Here is an 18,769-nt window from a genome sequence, read left to right on the forward strand (position 1 = left end):
ACATGCCGCATTTCGGAACGTTTCGGCAATAGTTGGTTAATTTGCCCTATGAAAAAGAATGATCCTGCCGGGCCTTCAATGCCGAGTCTGCATAACTTTATTTTCCTGGATTTCAACATCTCCGAACTATCCGTTACGCACATTCTCAACCATAGCTCCGAGCTTCCGTCCACGGAAAGAAGGGGATTTTTCGACCTTCTGCCACAGGAAATAGATCTCGGTTATGCTTCATTCCGGATTCCGGGTGCACTGTCAGAATCCGTCAAGGTAGTAGTGAAGCAAACAGACCGCGCCTTGAATCTGTATTGTGAATGCACCCGTCCGAAAAGGAAACTGTGTGAACACCAGAGCCAGGTCCTCTACAATCTGATGAACCGGAAAGACCTCCGCGCGTTTTTCGACCATAAGGTCCGGTTCGATAAGATCCGGGAGGTCGCAGCAGACTACGGAATGCAGGACGAGCCTGATCTTGATCAGTATTTCCAGCTCGAATTTGCGGGCCGCGAACTGCGTATCCGCCCCAAAATAAAGGAACTGATCCCGGTCAATGCATTGTCGGTAGAGGCTATGCAGGAGCAACTCATCGCCAAACCTTCACTGAACCTGCCTGGCCAGAAACCACAGGCATTGAATGCCAAAACAATGGTCGCTATCGGCCTCAACAAGTACTATGACCATGTTTACATGGAGATGTACGAGGCTCCGGTAACCCGTGAAGGCAAGCTGAAAAATCCGCTCACGCCATTGAATCCGCTCGAACAGATCTGGCAGACGCAGGACCCGCAGATCATCAAGTTTTATACCGCTATTGCCGCTTTTCCCAATAGTTTCCGAAAAAAAAACGCAGAAACCGACATCCTGGCGCTTCGATCGATCGTGCAGAACCCCGCCCAAATCGATTTTTACTACCATAATCCGTCCGTTTCGGAAAATTTCAATGCGGCTTCGCTCCTGCCAGTGAAACTCTCGGCTACGCCCGCCGACCTACAACTGACGATCCACAAGAAAGATCCGTTTTTTCAGGTCATGGGTGAGCTCGTTCTCGACAGTGTCCATCTCGACCTGGAAAAAGTAGAATTCCGGTACGACTATTTCGTGCTTTACAAAGACTCGCTGCACCTGATCGAAAGTCAGGATATTCTCAGGACGCTTCAATTTTTCCGGCAGCATAACCAGCGCATTTACATCCATGAGTCGAAATTTGAAGAATTCCGCGTTAATCTCCTTTCCAGGCTAGGCAGCCAGATCCGGATCAACTACACATTCGTCAAACCCGCTACACCCGCGCAACGCGAGGAACAGGGTTTCGACCTGGACATTGAGAAGATCATTTACCTGGAAGATTTCGGGAATTACGTGATCATCACACCTGTTCTCAAATATGGAAAAGTGGAAGTCCCGCTCTTCTCGAAAAACGACATTTACGCGGTTGACAGCCACGGTAACCCATTTATGGTGAAGCGGGATCAGGAAAGTGAGCTGCGCTTCGGTAGCGCAGTGATGCGCCAGCACCCGGATTTCGGGGACCAGCTTGAAGATATGGGCTCCAAAGTCCCAAAGGACTACTTTTACCTGCACCGCACCCGCTTCCTGGACGAGAACTGGTTTCCCGACGCGTTTGAGGAGTGGCGAAACCAGGGAGTAACCATTCTCGGCTTTAATAAATTATCACAAAACCGGTTGAATGCGAACAAGGCCAAGATTTCCGTCCACGTCGTAAGCGGGGTCAACTGGTTCAATACCACGGCGAACGTACAGTTCGGAAAGCAGAAAGTGACACTGAAACACCTGCACAAGGCAGCTAAGAACCGAAGCAAATATGTAGAACTTGGCGACGGGACATGGGGTGTCCTGCCTGATCAATGGGTAGAGAAATTTGCCAGGTTCTTCGAGGCAGGTGAGGTTGCGGGCGAGGTGATCCACACACCTAAAATCCGTTTCGCGTCCGTGTCCGAGCTGTACGAAGCCGAAATGCTCGACCGGGAAGTTCAGGAGCAGGTCGCGTTCTACCAGGCACATTTCAGGGATTTCGAATCCATTACCCCGGTAGCCGTTCCCAAGCCCCTGAAAGCCAAACTGCGGCATTACCAGAAGGAAGGACTCAACTGGCTCAATTTCCTCGACGATTACAGTTTCGGTGGCTGCCTGGCCGACGATATGGGTTTGGGAAAAACGCTGCAGATCATCGCATTTATTTTATTGCAAAAGAAAAAACAGGTCCGCAACACCAACCTGATCATCGCGCCCACAACGCTGATTTTCAATTGGGAGGCGGAAATTGCCAAATTTGCTCCCAGCCTGAAAGTACTCACCATTTACGGCTCCGGAAGGGTGAAGGACATTGCCGATTTCGACCGCTACGAGATCGTCCTGACCTCCTACGGCACCCTGCTTGCGGATGTGAATTTTTTAAAGAAATACCATTTCAATTACATCATACTCGACGAATCGCAGGCGATTAAAAATCCGGAATCGCAACGGTACAAGGCAGCGCGCCTGCTCCAATCTCGCAACAAGCTTGTGCTAACAGGCACGCCCGTGGAAAACAATACCTTCGACTTGTATGGCCAGCTTTCATTCGCATGCCCCGGATTGCTGGGCAACAAAACCCAGTTCAGGAATCACTTCTCGATTCCGATCGACCGTTTCAAGGACAGCGAAAGGGCTGCCGAGCTGCAAAAACGCATTAATCCGTTCATTTTAAGACGAACCAAGCAGCAGGTAGCATCGGAGTTGCCGGAAAAAACCGAAATGGTGATCTACTGTGAAATGGGCGAAGAACAACGTAAAGTTTACAATGCCTACGAACTGGAATTTTACACATTCCTGAATACCCGTAACCAGGGCGATATCGAAAGGAGCCGGTTGCATGTGCTTCAGGGCCTCACCAAATTGCGCCAGATCTGCAACTCACCTGCATTGCTTCGCGACGACTTGTATTATGGTAATGCGTCGTCCAAGATCGATGTCCTCATGGAGCAGATCGAAACGAATGCACCCTGGCATAAAATCCTGGTATTCTCGCAGTTTACCTCCATGCTGGACCTGATCAAGCCCCAGCTGGAAGAAAAAGGGATCGGTTATGAATACCTCAGCGGACAAACGCGCGACCGCGGTGCCCGTGTGGATAATTTCCAGAACAATGAAGATGTCCGGGTGTTCCTGATCAGCCTCAAAGCCGGTGGCACGGGTCTCAACCTGACCGAAGCGGACTATGTTTACCTGATCGATCCATGGTGGAACCCGGCTGTGGAGAACCAGGCTATCGACCGGAGCTACCGCATTGGCCAACAGAAGAATGTGATCGCCGTGCGGCTGATATGCCCGGGTACGATCGAGGAAAAAGTCATGGAATTGCAGGAATCGAAAAAAGACCTGGCCAATGATCTGGTCAAAACAGATACCGATGTTTTGAAGTCACTGACCAGGGATGACCTGATGGCGCTGGTTTCGCGTTAATGCATGTTTTTGTGAATCTCGCTGATCAGGTATTCTTTGGGGTCATTGAAATACTCCCAGAAGAAAATACCGGCCAGCTTGTTCTTTTTCACATACTTGCATTTCGCCTTGATCGACTTTTCGTCATCATAGGTGATCAGCACTTTGGTGGAATCGTTGAACAGATAAGGCGCCTTCGCCTTCTTGTCGTAGTACTTTTTGTAGCCATTCTGGGCGATCATCGTGTCTTTCAGCTTGGTATAACCACCTCCCTGAGCCTGTTTGATGCGCTTTTCACCAAGGCCATTGTTTTTAACGGTTTCCGCTTCAAAACCTTTTCCATAAAATGCCGCGCCGAGACCAATCTTGCTCGCAGGCACACCGGCAGCAATGAAGTTCTTCACCGAGCGGTCGGCGGATGAACCCTCGCCGGAAGCATCGTAATCATAAAGGTTGGTATGGTGCCCCACGGTGCCATTGCGGCCGCCATAATCGTAGGTCATGATCAGGATATAATCGAGATAAGCTTGCGCCATGCCCATTTCCGTATGTTCAATAAACGACTTTGATCCGCCGACCGCCGTGGTCAGCAGGTACTTCTTGCCTTTTTCTTTTTCAAGAATATTCAGCTCGTCGCGTATTGCTTTGAACATCCGTGTAAAATTCTGTTTGTCCTCGGGGCGGAAAATGTTGCCTTCCTCGCCACGCATGCCTGGGTATTCCCAATCGATATCCACGCCATCGAGGTCGTACTGGCGCACGACGTCGACACTGGATTTTGCGAATTTCAGCCGGGAGGATTCCGTCAGTACGGCGTCGGAGAAGTTCTCACTCCACGCCCAACCGCCGATCGAGATCACGATTTTGAGATCCGGGTTCTTCTTTTTAAGGAGATTAAGTTTTCTGAAATTGGTGGAATCTGTGGCAAGGTTGGTGAGAACGGCCATACTGTCCTGCACATTCACGAAAGCATAATTGATGTGCGTCAGCTTTTCCGCATCGATCTCTTCGACGTTGGCAAGGCCACGAAAACCGCCTACATAGCCATTGACGATATACTTTTTCTTCTTTTGTGCCGAAACAGCACCGGACAACAGCAAGCACCATGCAAGTGCCAGCATCACGCTGGAAAGGGGTTTCATAGAGTCAGGTTAAGGTTCAGGATTTACTTAGTAAAGCAGTATCCGCCTGGATATTACTTCCTTACCGGTGTGTACCGCCACAATGTAAATACCCGCGGGCAGCGCGCCCAGTTCGGTGCGTAAATGCTGCCGGACCGCCTGCTCCGTACGGACAACTCCATTCAGATCATACACCCACAGACGCCCCTCTGCAGCTCTGGCCAGCTCCACCACGAGCGTCCTTCCTACTGTATAGACCTTGTTCTGGCCCTGAGGAGATTCTCTTCCCGTGATCACGGAGGAAGCCCGCACGATCGCTATCAGACTGTAAGGCGAATCGCCACCTGCATTCACAGCCTTGATCCGGTAATAATAATCAGCAGGTTCCAGTTTCTCCTTATCTTCATACTGCAACACCGCAGCGGGCTGTTTTCTGATCTGCACGAACCGCTCATCGCCATTCTTCGCCCGTTCGATGACGACCTCGGTCGCATTACCTGTGAGGGGCGCCCACCGGAGCTGAATAAAATCCAGCGCAATGGGCACTGCGGTGAAGTTAACCGGAGCATCGGGCACCGGAATGTTCTGCGTTTTGGCCGAACCTACATTGCTATATGCCGACGGTCCTGCCGCATTTACTGCCCTTACCCGGTAGTAATATGTCGTGCCCGCGGTGAGCCCTGCATTCTGGTAAGCCTTCGTATTTGCGGCGAGATCGGTGATCTTAGTAAACGCAGTGCCGTTCAATGACCGCTCTACCTGGAAACCGGTTTCATTGCTGGCATTATCCGTCCATTTCAGATCGATCTGAGACGTTGAAACCGGTGTTGCAGTCAGGTTGCCCGGTGCATTGGGCGCCACCTGAAGTGTAGTAGCGTTGACGACATTCGAATAGGCTGATTTACCCGCTGAATTTTTGGCCAGCACGCGGTACCAATAGCGCGTTGCCGGATTCAGACCGGTATGCTGATAGCTTTTAACATTGGGACCCAGATCGGCTATTTTCGTAAATGTGAGGGCATCGGCAGATACTTCGAGTTCGAAACCGGTCTCGTCCGTTGCATTGTCCGTCCAGGTGAGATTGATTTGCGCTGCCGAAACCGGCGCTGCCACCAATGCCGAGGGCGCGGGAGGGATGGTTACCACGGGTAGTGTCGTCGCGCTGGCCAGGTTGGAATAAGCCGAGACTCCCGACGCATTTTTGGACCGGATGCGGTACCAGTATTTTGTGTATGGTTTTAACAATGTATTCCGATAGGTTACCATATTGGCAGGCAGGTCGGTAATCTTCGCGAATTTGGTACCATCGATTGATTGTTCAAGTTCGAAACCGGTTTCGTCGGTGGATACATCGAGCCAGGTTAATGTAATCTGGGTAGGAGAAACAGCAACAGCAGCCAGGGTCGTGGGCGCTTTGGGGATCGCCGCCATTCCGGTACATGGTATAAACAGGCCAAGGAAAGTCAGTAAAAAAACAAAAGATGAGGTATGCCGGATAAAAACGCTGTTCATAGATTTGGGATAATAGGAGGGCAAAAATAGAGGTTAAACTGAATCATCCCACCGCTCACAGCCATCCGCGCCGTTTAAACCAGACATAAATCGCAAAAGTAATCAGCCCCATCAGGATCATCACCCCGGGGTAACCCCATTTCAACCGCAATTCCGGCATGAAGTCGAAGTTCATCCCGTAAACCCCCACAATGAAAGTGAGTGGCATGAAAAATACGGAGAACACGGTAAGAACGCGTACGATTTCGTTGGTACGCTGGGAGGAAAGTGAAAAGTAAACCATCACCAGGTGGTTCATATTTTCGAACAGGGTATCATAGATATTGTGGAGCTTCACGTAGAGGTCGCGTGTATCCCGGGTGTAGGTGTTCGAATGCTCCGGCGCGTCCATTTTGTCGATGATATCGTGCGACAGCAGCAGAATGCGCCGTGTTACTTCTACCCTCCTCCTCAGGTAATAGAGGCCTTTCAGCAACGATGCCTTGCGGTTTTTGAGGAACATGTTCTCCTCGTAATATTCAATATCCTTTGTCAGTTTCACCGAAGGAGCTTCGTAGGTAGCGATACAGTTTTTGATGATCTCGTTTACCAGATGATGCGTGTTCTCACAGGAATGCTGATCGATCTGGTTTTCGCGGATATGCGCCGGCGCATCCCACTTTTTGCGGTGCATGGTGATCACCCGTTCGCTGGTAACAAAAATGGCTACCTTGTCCGTTAGCTCTGTAACCGTATCGGCCTCCGTTCCTACCCGATCGCAGTGCATTCTGAAAATGATGAAAATGTAACTGCCTACATCCTCGTACTTGGGGAGGTGGTCCGGTTGCAGCCAGTCTTTCACCGACGACTCGTGTAAAGCATATTTTTCCGTAACGGTTTTGAGCTCGTCCTGGTCAGGGTCCGTCACGTCAATCCATTCAAATGGATATTTATCCGAACCCACAATGGTTTCAATCATAAGTATTTAAATAGAATTTACGGTGTTAGATCATTTAATGGCGGCACAAAATCACTTCTCCGGTTTGGATTCCATAATGAAACGCAATGACTGATCCCGGGTAAAAAAGGCTACCATCCAATTGTAAAAGGTCTTGACCTGATTACGATACCGTATCAGTGAGAACAGGTGGACGACCAGCCACAGAAAATAAGCGATAAAGCCTTTGAAATGCAAACCAGGCAAGTCGGCCACAGCCTTGTTCACCCCGATGATCGCCATAGTTCCCTTGTCCTTGTAGCGAAACGGTTTCAGGTTTTTACTTTCTGCCAGCAATGGAAGGTTTCTGGCCAGATTACGTCCCTGCTGAATAGCGACCTGCGCCAATTGCGGATGTCCCTGGGGATACCCCTCATCCGAATCCATGAAACAGATATCTCCAATCGCAAAAATATCGGCAAATTCTTTCACCCTGTTAAAGGCATCGACCAACACGCGCTTGCCCTTTCCAAGCACTTCAGCGGGCAGGCCTGGTAACGCGGTCGCCGTCACGCCCGACGTCCAGATCAATGTCTCCGTTTCAATGGTCTTGCCGTTCGCGAACGTTACTACCCCCCCTGGTAGTCTTTTACAGTATGGTCGAGCAGTACTTCAATGCCCAGCCGACGCAGTTCGTCCAGCGTTTCCTGCTGCGATTTTTTGCTCATCGGATTCAGGACCGCCGGCAACGCATCGACCAGATAAATCTGTATTTCCTCCCGTTTCAATTCCGGGTAATCTTTTTTAAAAATGCCCTTGTGCATTTCGGCCAGCATTCCCGACACCTCTACGCCCGTTGGCCCGGCACCTGCCACGACGATAGACAGGATCTTACGGCGTTCGGCTGAGTCGTACACTTTGGTCGCTCTCTCCTTTTTAAGCAGAATATGGTTACGCAAAGCGAGCGCATCCTGAACGGTTTTCATCGGTACAGCGTATTTTCGCACATTCTCCAATCCGAAATAGTTGCTTTCCGTTCCGGTCGCGAATACGAGATAATCGTAGTAAATATCTCCACCTTCCGTTGAAATTTTCTTTTCATGCGGAAAAACCTCCTGAAACGCTCCCAGGCTGAATCGCATGTTCTTTTTACCCTGAAAGAACTTTCGGAACGGATAGCTGATATTGGATGCTTCCAAAAACCCGGTCGCGACCTGGTACAGCAATGGGGGAAAAAAATTATAGTTGTTCTTGTCGACCAGTGTGATCTGAAAATCGGGATTGCGTGATAATTCCTGCGCCAGGTTAATTCCCCCGAAACCACCTCCTACGATGACTACTTTTTTCTGCTCCATGTTTTATTGGCTTTCGGCTGTCGGCGACCCCGACAAACGGATTCGATCCGTTTGCCCTCTTAATTTCGTGCCGTACCGGAAAATGGGTTCTTCGAAGCACTTTTTCTGTGAAAAACCTTACACATATCGCCCATCATCAATAAGTTTTGGGGTTTTTGTGTAGTCGAAAAATGCGAATCCCCCGCTGGCATACGGTTTTTGCCGGGTGCCCGCATCAACGCTTTTAAATCCGGATTAATATGAACTTTGAAATAGATACCCGCGGACAAACGCAAAACGCGCAGCCGGGAATAGAACAAATAATGGACCCCGCACCGGTGATCATTCGTGAGAATTACCGCGGCAGCGGCAAGCTTCAGGGTAAAACCGCATTGATTACCGGTGGCGACAGTGGGATTGGGCGCTCGGTGGCGGTGCACTTCGCACGCGAAGGCGCAGATGTCGCCATTGTTTATCTCGATGAAACCCAGGACGCACGGGAAACAAAGGAAATGGTAGAGGCAGAAGGTAAAACATGCCTGCTTATCCCGGGAGACATACGCAGTGAGGCATTTTGCAAGGAAGCGGTGCGAAAGACCTTAGATGCGTTTGGCAAAATCAACATCCTGGTCAACAATGCCGCAGAACAACATCCGAAGGCCAGCGTGACGGAAATTTCGGCAGAGCAGCTTAACGACACTTTCTCTACCAATATCTTCTCATTCTTTTATTTCACACAAGCTGCATTGCCACACCTCGCAGAACACGATTCGATCATCAATACTACATCCGTCACGGCCTACCACGGAAGTCCTTCGCTGCTGGATTACTCCTCAACCAAAGGTGCCATCGTAGCATACACCCGTTCCCTGGCCGATAATCTTGCCGACAAGGGCATAAGGGTTAATGCAGTGGCGCCAGGGCCGATCTGGACGCCGCTGATTCCATCGACATTCGATTCGGAGCGGGTTAAAAAATTCGGGAAGGACACTCCTTTCAAAAGGCCGGGGCAACCCTGTGAGGTAGCGACGTGTTACGTGTTTCTGGCGAGTGAAGACGCTTCCTACATGAGCGGGCAGGTATTGCACCCGAATGGCGGACAGATTGTGAACGGATAGTTAAGCTAATCCCCTGAACGCCCGACAGCATCCTCCACGCATTTCAGCAGATGCGGCTGCCGGTAGGGCTTGGTGATATACGCAGCAGGATTGGTTTCTTCCGCCCTTCGGATGGTTTCAGAGTCTACATAGGCGGTGAGGTAAATGATAGGTGCCGGACTGAAATCGCGGATTTTCCAGGCCGTGGCAATGCCATCCATGTCTCCTTTGATATGAATATCGAGCAACACCAGGTCCGGGGCATCGCTCCGGACTTTTTCCAGTGCTTCCAGCCCATTGTCGGCAATACCCACCACCTCATACCCCGCGCGTTCCAGGGTTTCTTCCAATCCCATGGCCTGGATGCCTTCATCTTCAACGATCAATATGCGCTTTTTATCCATTTCCAGACTTTTTCAACGCCTTACGCCATAGTTAACGGCTCCCTGACGGGAATTCTGAGTGCCAATGTCGTACCCGGCTGCGTAGTAACGGTAACCTTGGCGTCCAGTTGCCTGGCTAATACCTTCACCAGCTTCAAACCAAATGAGTTCCCCGGTTTCTGCCAGAGATCAATATTGAAACCCGGCCCATTATCGTGAATTTCCAGATACAATGCGTCAGACCTAAATATTTTCACGCTCAGCTCCGGCATTGTCACATGCTGATAAGCATGTTTGAAAGAGTTAGTGATCCATTCGTTGACGATCAGCCCCAACGGCATAGCCATGTCGATATCCAGTTCCGTGACCGTCACATCCACCACCAGCCGAAGCCTGTCGCGGTCCCAGCCGAAACTTTGCATCACACTCTCTGTCAGATGGGTCATATACTCGCTCATGTCGACCATGTTCACCCGATCGTGACTGTACAGGCTTTTGTGAATGAGGGACATCGCCTCGATCCGCTGCTGTCCGGTCCGGATACTCTCCCTGGCATCCTCATCCGTGAGCCGGTTGGATTGCAGGCTCAGCAGGTTCGAGACCGTTTGCAGATTGTTTTTGACCCGGTGATGTAATTCCTTCATCAGCACCTGCATCTGATCCGATTGCTCCCTGATTTGCATATTGCTTTCTTCCAGCGTCCGGTTCGTTCGTGCAATCGTACGATACTGGAAGATCATGAACAACGACAAGCCCAGAAACACGATCAGCCCTCCCATGGCCACCCATATTTCCCTCGCCCGGATCTCATTCACAGCTGCCAGCGCACTGATCCGCTGGTCTTTTTTCTCGGCTTCATAACGGACCTGCACTTCACTTACCTGCCTCACATTTTCCAGAACCCGCAACGAATCACGGATGTGGCTATACCGCCGGTAGGTTTCCAGGGCACGCTTGTGATCACCGCCTGATTCCAACCCTTCCGCCAGATAATCCGATAGCTCCATTTCCCGGAAAGGGTTTTTCAATTGCCTGGCTATTTTCAAAGCCTCTTCCAGGTAAGCCGTGCTCGCGGCATAGTCACGTCTGTGGAGGTAAATCTGTGACAGCCAGGTGTAGCCATACGTCAGCGACAGAAACTGCCTGTGTTTTTTGGCCAGATCGATCCCCCTGGTGACGTAATGCAGCGCTTTGTCCATTTCCCCCCGTTTGACATACACCTGGGCAATGTTATTGTAATAGCCAATGCGGTATTTCTCAAAACGAGGCGAACTTTCGGCCAGTTTCAGCGCGTCGAGATGCATGTGCAACGATTTGCGGATCAACGCCGTGTCACCCTTTATCGCTCCCAAGCCTTGAGTAAACATCGCTTTCACCCGGTTCAGGTAAATAATGGATATGGTGTCATGCATTTGCTCTGCTATATCCAGCCCTTTGTCCGCGGCAGCCAAAGCCATATCATAGTTGGCTTTCTCTTTATGCAAATTCCCAATAATGGCATAAATATCCGGCAGGTCCGCATGAATCTTCTTTTGTTCTCCCAGTTCAAGCGCTTCTACCGCCGCCTGCATGGCATCCTGATGCCTGCCGAGCCGCCATAATGCCTGGGCCCGGAACTTCGCGGCTTTTACAAGGGCGGCAGCATCGTTTAAGCGATCTCCCTCCTGTTTGACCAGTACTGCCACTGCCAGCAGGGAGTCTGGAGAGGAACTCGCATATTCTTCCGCCTTGGCATACAATGCATTAAGGTCACGCGGAAGCTGTGCAGGTCTTGCTAAGGCGTTCACTCGCACCACGACAAACGGCATCAGCAGAAACCACCTGAAAAGGAGCGACGACAGCAGATTTCTTTGCATCCTTTCTACTGCATTTTAAATAACCATTTTCGAATCGCGGTTTCGAGTGTATCTTTCAAAACAGGTTTTGTCAGGTAATCATCCATTCCTGCTTCCATACACTTCTCACGCTCTCCCACTACCGTTCCGGCCGTGAGCGCAATAACCGGAACATGGGTATCGCTTTCCATCCGGCGGATCTCCCTTGTTGCCTCATAGCCATTCATCTCTGGCATCTGTATATCCATAAAAACGAGATCGGGACGCACCCGGCTGAATTCGGAAACAGCCTCCTTTCCATTCGCCGCTTCTACCAGTTCACTTTGAGGCAAAATCTTACCCAGCATCGATTTCACCAGTAACATATTGATCTTATGGTCCTCCGCAATGAGGATGGTTGTCGGACGGTGATCATCATATTCGCGGTATTCAACCGGAAAGTGCGCATCTTCTCCTCCTCCCGTTACCTCCGTTTTCACACCCAGATTCGACAATGCATAAAAAAGCTGCTGAATCTTCACCGGCTTCACCAAAAAATGCCTGATATCCAACTCATTGCCAAAAACTCTCTGCGCATCTTCGTCGAACGAATCATTCATCAAGATGACAGGCTGATTTTCCAAACCACTCTCAAGTTTCCTGATTCTCCGAATCGTTTCGATCCCGTCCCAACCCGTCATCTGGCAATCCATCAAAATGACGTCATATTGTTTGCCGGATGCAAGCAAATCAAAAGCTTCCTCCCCACTCCGGACATAATGGGACGCAATACGCTTGTTATCGAGCATATCTCTTAGAATATGTCCGTTGTTAAAGTTGTCGTCCACGATAAGCACCCGCTCAATCTGTTCGATGTTCTCCCATTCAAACCGGTCCTCGCCCTCGACTGCCCTGAATGTGACATCGAAAAAGAAAGTACTCCCCTTTTCGAGCGTGCTGTTGAGCTGCAACCGGCTATCCATCAACTCCAGCAGGCTGTTCGAAATGGTCAGTCCCAGCCCGGTCCCCCCGAAACGCTTCGTAGTGGAGGAGTCTTCCTGTGAAAAGGCCTCAAAAATCCGGCGTTGATTAAGGGGTTCAATACCAATACCGGTATCGCGCACTGAAAACCTGAAAGTATAATCCAGATCGCTCACCTTGCGTAACAGTTCGATTTTTAGCTCAATTTCTCCCTGAATCGTAAACTTGACCGCATTGCTGAGCAGGTTCACCAGAATCTGACGCAATCTGACCGAGTCAGACCAGACAAATTGCGGAATGTCTGCCGGGATGTTCAGCAGCATTTCCAGGTGTTTTTGCTGGGCCTGATAGGTCACCATGTCTGCAACATGCCCGCATACTTTGAGCAAGTCCGTCTTTTCCGGTGTCAGTTCGAGTTTACCAGCCTCTATTTTTGAGAAATCCAGAATGTCGTTGATAATATCCATTAATGAATTGGCGGACTGAAATACCATCGACATATATTGTTGCTGGGTTTCATCCATTTGGGTTTTCATCAACAGGTCTGTAAAGCCTACTATCCCATTCAACGGCGTGCGGATCTCGTGGCTCATGTTCGCCAGGAATTCCGATTTCAGTTTGCTGGCGGCCTCGGCTTGCTCCCGCGCTTCAAGCAATTCGAGCTCCGCATGTTTTCGGGTAGTAATATCACGGATGACCGACTGGATAATCTCCTGGTCATTGATCCTGATAAGGTTCAGAAGGACTTCGGCGATGAAAGTCTCTTTCTTTTCCCCAAATCTTTTGTATTTCCATTCAAAACTATGTGTTCCCTTCAGGTATACACTGTCGACATGCCCGTTTCCCTCCCCTTGTATCGTTTCCATACCGGTCTCGTTCAATCCCGACAAATCGCCAAATGGCATGTTAACCAACGCCTCCACCGATTCCAGGCCAAACATCTTCAATGCCGCCGCATTGCAATCGAGGTAGCCGCTCCGGTCGAAAAGTATTACAGCATCGCTTGTTGAATCATACAGCCTGCGGAACTTTGCTTCGGAGTTCATAATATCCACCTCCGACTGCTTTCTGAACGTAATATCCTGGAAAGCACCATAAATCCGCACACAAACACCGTCGACCATTTCGGCCTTCCCCATTGTTCTCACCCACAGGTCGTTACCCCTCGCAGTCACCAATTGCAACTCTATGTCGAAAGAGGTACCATCTGCCAGGCATTGCGATACCGCATCCCGGATCGTATCCCTGCTCGCGCCCTCTTTGTAAAATCCGATCGCACTTTCGGTTTCCGGGACATAATCGGGTCCGACCTGATGAATTTCCTTCGTGGTCGGCGACCAGTACAACTCTCCCGTGAACGCGTGCAACTCCCATCCGCCTACACGCGCAATGCCGTTGGTCTGCTCCTGAATATCCTTGATCCGCCTGAGCTCCATATCGGACTCCTTCCGGGCCGTAATGTCGCGTTCGATGGCTATGAAATGTGAACAATTTCCATGATCGTCGAATACGGGCGTAATCCTGAGATCTACCCAGTATTTTTCCCCGGTTTTGGTGTAGCAAAGCACTTCTTCCTGCACCACTTGTTTTTCCTTGCAATGCTGGTATATTCTGTCAATCGTATCCGGGTCCGTTTCGGGGCCGCGAAGCAGGAGCGTCGGATTCATACCCCTGACCTCCTTCCGACGGTACCCCGTACGCCTTTCGTAGGCTTTGTTTACCCAGGTAATGTGTCCTTTGTTATCTGTGATGACGATGTAGTCGGTGGTATTGGAAGCAACAATCGCCAGTTCTTTCAGCCGTTCGCGCGAATTCCGGAGCTCTGTAATATCATGGCTCGTCAGAATGATCTCCTTACTTACCGGATCAATGTTCGCGCTGGTGTTACTCCACGACCATGAACCATCCCGGTGCAGGATCCGATGCTCCACGCCGCCCGGCACCGGGGTCCCGGTCTCGGCAGTTTCTCTGAGTGCCGCAAAACATACCTCAAAATCTTCGGGGTGTATAAATTCCGTAAAAGGGCGCCCAACCGTTTCCTCTATACTGTGCCCATACATCGCAGTCCAACTTGGGGAGACGTACGTGAATATCCCCCCGGGAGAAATCGTAAAAAGAACATCCTGCATGTTCGACACCAATACCGAAAGGTCCTCTTCCACTTTCAGGTGCTGGGTAATATCGTAGCCAATGCAGAAAATTTCAGTCAACACCCCATTTTCATCCGCGATACCGGTGAACTCCCACAACGTTGTTTTGACGCCATTGGATTGGGAATGTTTTCTCAATACGACCCGATTGGGAGTCCCGGGATTGACGAAGCATTGCTCGCCAGCCTGCAGACATTTCTCAATATCCTCAGGTATAATGCCGGTCAGCGAGGACGTTCCTATAATTTCACTCCGGTCGAGTCCGTAAAATTCACAGTAATAGTCGTTGACGTACATATAGTTACCCAGAAGGTCTATCCCCGTGACGTAGATCGAATTACTGTTTAGAAAGGATTCGTAGATACGGGTGTTGGTCAGTAGGCCCGGTGGTTCCGGCATAAGCCCATCGCGCTGGAAACCCGATAAAATCAGTATCCCATGCGCTTCAGTAGTAACACAAATAGATGTAATGCCTAAACGAAGTACCCGCAGGTCGCTGCGGGGTATCCTGATGATCCCGTTGCATTCGCCGGACTGTCCCGGAAAATAGGACCGGACCTTTCCGATGTGAAAAACGAATGCCTGGTTTTCAAAAAGCGGATAGAGGGGGTCCGCTCCTTCATTCCGGATTATCCCGGCCTCGAGCGTTCGTGTCAGTTTCTTGTCCGCCCAATGCTTCTCAGGATTTGAATGTTCCCAGATCAGTAATCCGTCAGTTGCCGAGTCCTGGATAAAGTCAAAAATACGTTCATCCCCTTGCAGCAGCTTCAACAGCTCCTTCCTTAGATCATTCATGATTAACAGCCTTCCAAATTTAGAACGTCAGCAGTTGATGTCTTTAATCCGTACAATATAATATTTAGTTGCCGATTTCAGCATTATCATGAAGCACTATTGTAATAGTTTTACATTTCATTACAAATAAATACTATGTAAGTATTACGACTGCTATTCATCGCATAACGGACCTTTTCCCGATGCGAACAACGGGGAAAAGGATCCGTAACCGCCATTCGGTCAATCTTTCTTTTTCGGAACTTTGGCGCCTTCTTTTCTGGCTTCGGAGAGTCCGATGGCGATGGCCTGCTTTTTGGAGGTCACTTTATCCCCTGAGCCGGACTTCAATTTTCCTTCCTTTTGCTCATGCAAGGCTTCTCCGACCTTTTCACTTGCTTTTTTTGAATATTTGGCCATGTTAATACAATTTACATGATTGATGTTTTACTTTACGCGCCACTGCGGCACAAGTACAGCGCTTTTGGCAAAATGCATACCAGTAACCAAGGCTCTTAGCTTTGTTTCCTATTCAATCCTAAATCCGATTCCCATGAAAAATGCTATTCTGCTTATCCTGCTGCTCACGTCGCTATCGAACGCGGCATGCAACGCGCAAACAAAGGGTGCGATACTGCTGAAGAATGCGACCGTTATTACCGGGACTGGCGCTGTTCCGCAGGAAAAGACGGACATCCTCATCTCGGGCGGACGCATTGCCGCAATCCAAAACGGGCTGAAAGCCAATGGTGCCAGGGAAATCGACCTGACTGGCAAGACCATAATGCCGTCGCTCATCTGCGCACACGCACACGTGGGTACGCTTAAAGGCACGACCTCCTCCGCCGACAATTATACCCGCGAGAACCTTATCCGCCATCTCAGAAAGTACCAGGATTATGGCGTAGCCGCCGTACTCGCCATGGGTACCGACCGGCCGCTGATCTTCAATGGCTTCATCGACTCTACCCAGGCGGGGCTGCTGCCCGGGGCACGGCTCTATTCGGCAGGCTACGGCTTCAACACGCCCGATCCTAATCCCGGCTCGTGGATGAACCTGCTATTGCGTCCGGATAAGCCGGAAGACGTTCCTGCCATGATGCAAAAGCTGGCCGCCGTGAAACCGGCCGTTGTGAAGATCTGGGTCGACGATCATGGCGGCAATGCCGGAAAAATGAAACCGGAGATCTATCAGGCAATCATCCGCGAAGCACATAAGCATCATATCCGGGTTGCGGCTCACCTCTTTTATGTCGAAGACGCCCGAAAACTGACAGAGACCGGAATCGACATTATCGCGCACAGCATCCGTGACAAGGAAGTGGATCAGGATCTGCTCGATAAAATGAAGCAGAAAAACGTACTGTACATCCCTACGTTGTCACTCGACCAATATCAGTTCGCATATGCCGGTAACCCGGACTGGATCGGCGATGCGTTTTTCACGGCGTCCCTCGAACCAGGCGTGTTGGAAATGATTACGGACAAGACATACGGTGAACGCATCCGGAGCTCGCCGGACTATCCCCGCAATATGGCCGCATTCAAAACTGCGATGATCAATCTTAAAAAAATCCACGATGCCGGCATCACGGTTGCACTCGGCACTGATTCCGGTGCATTCCCCATTCGCACGCAGGGATTTACTGAGCATCTTGAAATGGAACTAATGGTAAAAGCAGGACTCACGCCTTTGCAGGCGATCACCGTGAGCACACGCAATGCTGCCCACGCACTACGTACCGCCCAGGAAACGGGCACGCTTGAGAAAGGCAAAAAAGCCGACCTCATTATCCTCGGTGCTAACCCGTTAACCGACATCCGGAACACAAGGAAGATTGAATCTGTTTGGAGGGAAGGCGAAGAAGTCAGCAAAGGGCCTTTGGCCAGGTAACTTTAAACGATATTAAAATAAATCACTCCTACCATGAAAATCGAATTCAAACGACTCGACCATATTATGCTTTGCATTCCGCCTGGCAAAGAACAGGAAGCCAGAGAATTTTACGGTGGCGTGCTCGGCCTGGAAGAACTGACCGATCTTGGATACCCACTTCCGAATGGTGCGATCTGGTTTCAGGCAGCCGATATACAGTTGCATATCCGTGCCGAGGAAGTACACGACCTTTCCCAAAGGCATCCTGCATTTGAAGTACACGACCTGGCAGGCGCCAGGGCTGTTCTGGAAAAACACGGTATTCCCTATAAGAACGAAAGCAAGATCCCCGATCGAGACCGCTTTTCATTCCGTGACCCTTTTGGTAACCGCATCGAACTGATCGAGATGCTATAAAGGCAAGAGGCTGCACTCCCACGAACGCAGCCTCTTTGCATTAATATACCGATCCAAACCATCCTGTTTCAAACCTAGGAGATAATATCGGTATAGGGATTGCTGATCGTCACTACTTCCTGATTGATAAACTGGATCAGGTTTTCATTCAACCTTTCCTTTTGCGTGATAAACAACCCGTGCGGTGCACCTTCATAGACGATGTACTCCGCACCTGGCAACATTTCGGAAGTCCGCTCGCTGCTGGCCTTAACGGGCACCGTTTTGTCCGACTCGCCGTGAATGATCAGGAGTGGGATGTCAAGCAGTGATATTTCATTGCGGAAATCGGTGGCGCTGAAACTCCGCACGCATTGCATGGTAGCCCTGCCCGACCCTTGCAATGCCAGCATGGAATGCCATTGCAATAGTTCATCACTCACCGCATTGTTCAACAGCGAATTACCATAAAATTCCTTCCCAAATCCGGCCAGGAATTTGGGCCTGTCCTTCGCGATCTCCTCAATGAATCCGTCGAAAACCTCCTGCGGTATTCCTTCCGGATTGTCGTCGGTTTGCAACATGTAGGGAAGTATCGTACTGATGAGCACCGCTTTTGAAACTTTACTGCTGCCATATTTCGTCAGATAACGGACTACTTCCCCGCCTCCCATGGAGAACCCGACCAATGTCACCTCATCGACGTCCAGCGCGTCGATAACCGATTTCAAATCACCTGCAAGCGTATCATAGTCGTAACCACTCCAGGGTTTGTCGGACTTTCCAAAACCCCTTCGATCATATCCGATGCAGCGAATTCCGTGCTTGGGCAGATCATTAAACTGGTATTCCCACATTTCATGGCTCAAAGGCCAGCCGGAAATAAAGATCACGGGCTTCCCTTGCCCCACTTCGTTAACAAAAAGCCTCACGGGCTCTCCTGTTGCTTTTGATTCGACAAATCTCATGATCCTGTT

General features: G+C 50.1%; 14 protein-coding genes. 4 read left to right on the forward strand and 10 right to left on the reverse strand.

The window, feature by feature from the left end; genetic code table 11:
• Nucleotides 1-48: 48 nt before the first annotated feature.
• On the forward strand, nucleotides 49-3,459 hold the full coding sequence (locus tag BP71_RS20240) for a DEAD/DEAH box helicase (protein WP_496382527.1): 3,411 nt from the start codon (nucleotides 49-51) through the stop codon (nucleotides 3,457-3,459).
• On the opposite strand, the gene BP71_RS20245 is transcribed toward BP71_RS20240, so the two are convergent.
• The 5 genes from BP71_RS20245 to BP71_RS20265 are packed head-to-tail and all read right to left on the reverse strand — an operon-like array spanning nucleotide 3,456 to nucleotide 8,342.
• Nucleotides 3,456-4,580, reverse strand: coding sequence for a glycoside hydrolase family 18 protein (locus tag BP71_RS20245; RefSeq protein ID WP_496382529.1), 1,125 nt, complete (start codon nucleotides 4,578-4,580; stop codon nucleotides 3,456-3,458). The genes BP71_RS20240 and BP71_RS20245 overlap by 4 nt on opposite strands.
• Before the next feature lie 27 nt (nucleotides 4,581-4,607).
• The gene (locus BP71_RS20250) at nucleotides 4,608-6,071 is read right to left on the reverse strand and encodes a fibronectin type III domain-containing protein (protein ID WP_496382531.1); all 1,464 of its coding nucleotides are present in this window, start codon (nucleotides 6,069-6,071) and stop codon (nucleotides 4,608-4,610) included.
• 55 nt (nucleotides 6,072-6,126) lie between these two features.
• The gene (locus BP71_RS20255; RefSeq protein WP_496382533.1) at nucleotides 6,127-7,029 is read right to left on the reverse strand and encodes a magnesium transporter CorA family protein; all 903 of its coding nucleotides are present in this window, start codon (nucleotides 7,027-7,029) and stop codon (nucleotides 6,127-6,129) included.
• 51 nt (nucleotides 7,030-7,080) lie between these two features.
• On the reverse strand, nucleotides 7,081-7,578 hold the full coding sequence (locus BP71_RS20260) for an NAD(P)/FAD-dependent oxidoreductase (protein ID WP_496382535.1): 498 nt from the start codon (nucleotides 7,576-7,578) through the stop codon (nucleotides 7,081-7,083).
• Nucleotides 7,579-7,616: 38 nt separating this feature from the next.
• Complete coding sequence (locus BP71_RS20265; protein WP_496382537.1) at nucleotides 7,617-8,342, reverse strand: NAD(P)/FAD-dependent oxidoreductase; 726 nt, start codon at nucleotides 8,340-8,342, stop codon at nucleotides 7,617-7,619.
• A gap of 239 nt (nucleotides 8,343-8,581) precedes the next feature.
• Between BP71_RS20265 and BP71_RS20270 the strand changes: the two genes are divergently transcribed.
• Complete coding sequence (locus tag BP71_RS20270; RefSeq protein ID WP_496382539.1) at nucleotides 8,582-9,439, forward strand: SDR family oxidoreductase; 858 nt, start codon at nucleotides 8,582-8,584, stop codon at nucleotides 9,437-9,439.
• A gap of 5 nt (nucleotides 9,440-9,444) precedes the next feature.
• Here BP71_RS20270 and BP71_RS20275 read toward each other — a convergent pair whose 3' ends face one another.
• The 4 genes from BP71_RS20275 to BP71_RS20290 all read right to left on the reverse strand — a co-directional run bounded on the left by BP71_RS20275 (nucleotide 9,445) and on the right by BP71_RS20290 (nucleotide 15,940).
• On the reverse strand, nucleotides 9,445-9,822 hold the full coding sequence (locus BP71_RS20275) for a response regulator (RefSeq protein ID WP_496382541.1): 378 nt from the start codon (nucleotides 9,820-9,822) through the stop codon (nucleotides 9,445-9,447).
• Nucleotides 9,823-9,842: 20 nt separating this feature from the next.
• A complete protein-coding gene (locus BP71_RS20280) occupies nucleotides 9,843-11,657 on the reverse strand; it encodes a sensor histidine kinase (protein WP_496382543.1) in 1,815 nt (604 codons plus the stop codon).
• A 5-nt stretch (nucleotides 11,658-11,662) separates the two neighbouring features.
• Nucleotides 11,663-15,541, reverse strand: a complete 3,879-nt coding sequence (locus BP71_RS20285) for a PAS domain-containing hybrid sensor histidine kinase/response regulator (RefSeq protein ID WP_496382545.1) — start codon at nucleotides 15,539-15,541, stop codon at nucleotides 11,663-11,665.
• Between the two features lie 222 nt (nucleotides 15,542-15,763).
• The gene (locus BP71_RS20290; protein ID WP_496382547.1) at nucleotides 15,764-15,940 is read right to left on the reverse strand and encodes a DUF6496 domain-containing protein; all 177 of its coding nucleotides are present in this window, start codon (nucleotides 15,938-15,940) and stop codon (nucleotides 15,764-15,766) included.
• Nucleotides 15,941-16,073: 133 nt separating this feature from the next.
• Between BP71_RS20290 and BP71_RS20295 the strand changes: the two genes are divergently transcribed.
• Nucleotides 16,074-17,414, forward strand: a complete 1,341-nt coding sequence (locus tag BP71_RS20295) for an amidohydrolase family protein (protein WP_496382549.1) — start codon at nucleotides 16,074-16,076, stop codon at nucleotides 17,412-17,414.
• Nucleotides 17,415-17,447: 33 nt separating this feature from the next.
• Nucleotides 17,448-17,813 carry a VOC family protein gene (locus BP71_RS20300; RefSeq protein WP_496382551.1) on the forward strand — a complete coding sequence of 122 codons (366 nt, stop codon included), beginning with the start codon at nucleotides 17,448-17,450 and terminating at the stop codon, nucleotides 17,811-17,813.
• A gap of 74 nt (nucleotides 17,814-17,887) precedes the next feature.
• Here the strand turns inward: BP71_RS20300 and BP71_RS20305 are convergent, their stop codons facing one another.
• Nucleotides 17,888-18,760 (reverse strand): alpha/beta fold hydrolase, encoded by an 873-nt coding sequence (locus tag BP71_RS20305; protein WP_496382553.1) that lies wholly within the window; start codon nucleotides 18,758-18,760, stop codon nucleotides 17,888-17,890.
• Nucleotides 18,761-18,769 lie beyond the last annotated feature (9 nt).

The sequence above is a fragment of the Dyadobacter ginsengisoli DSM 21015 genome (assembly GCF_059568735.1).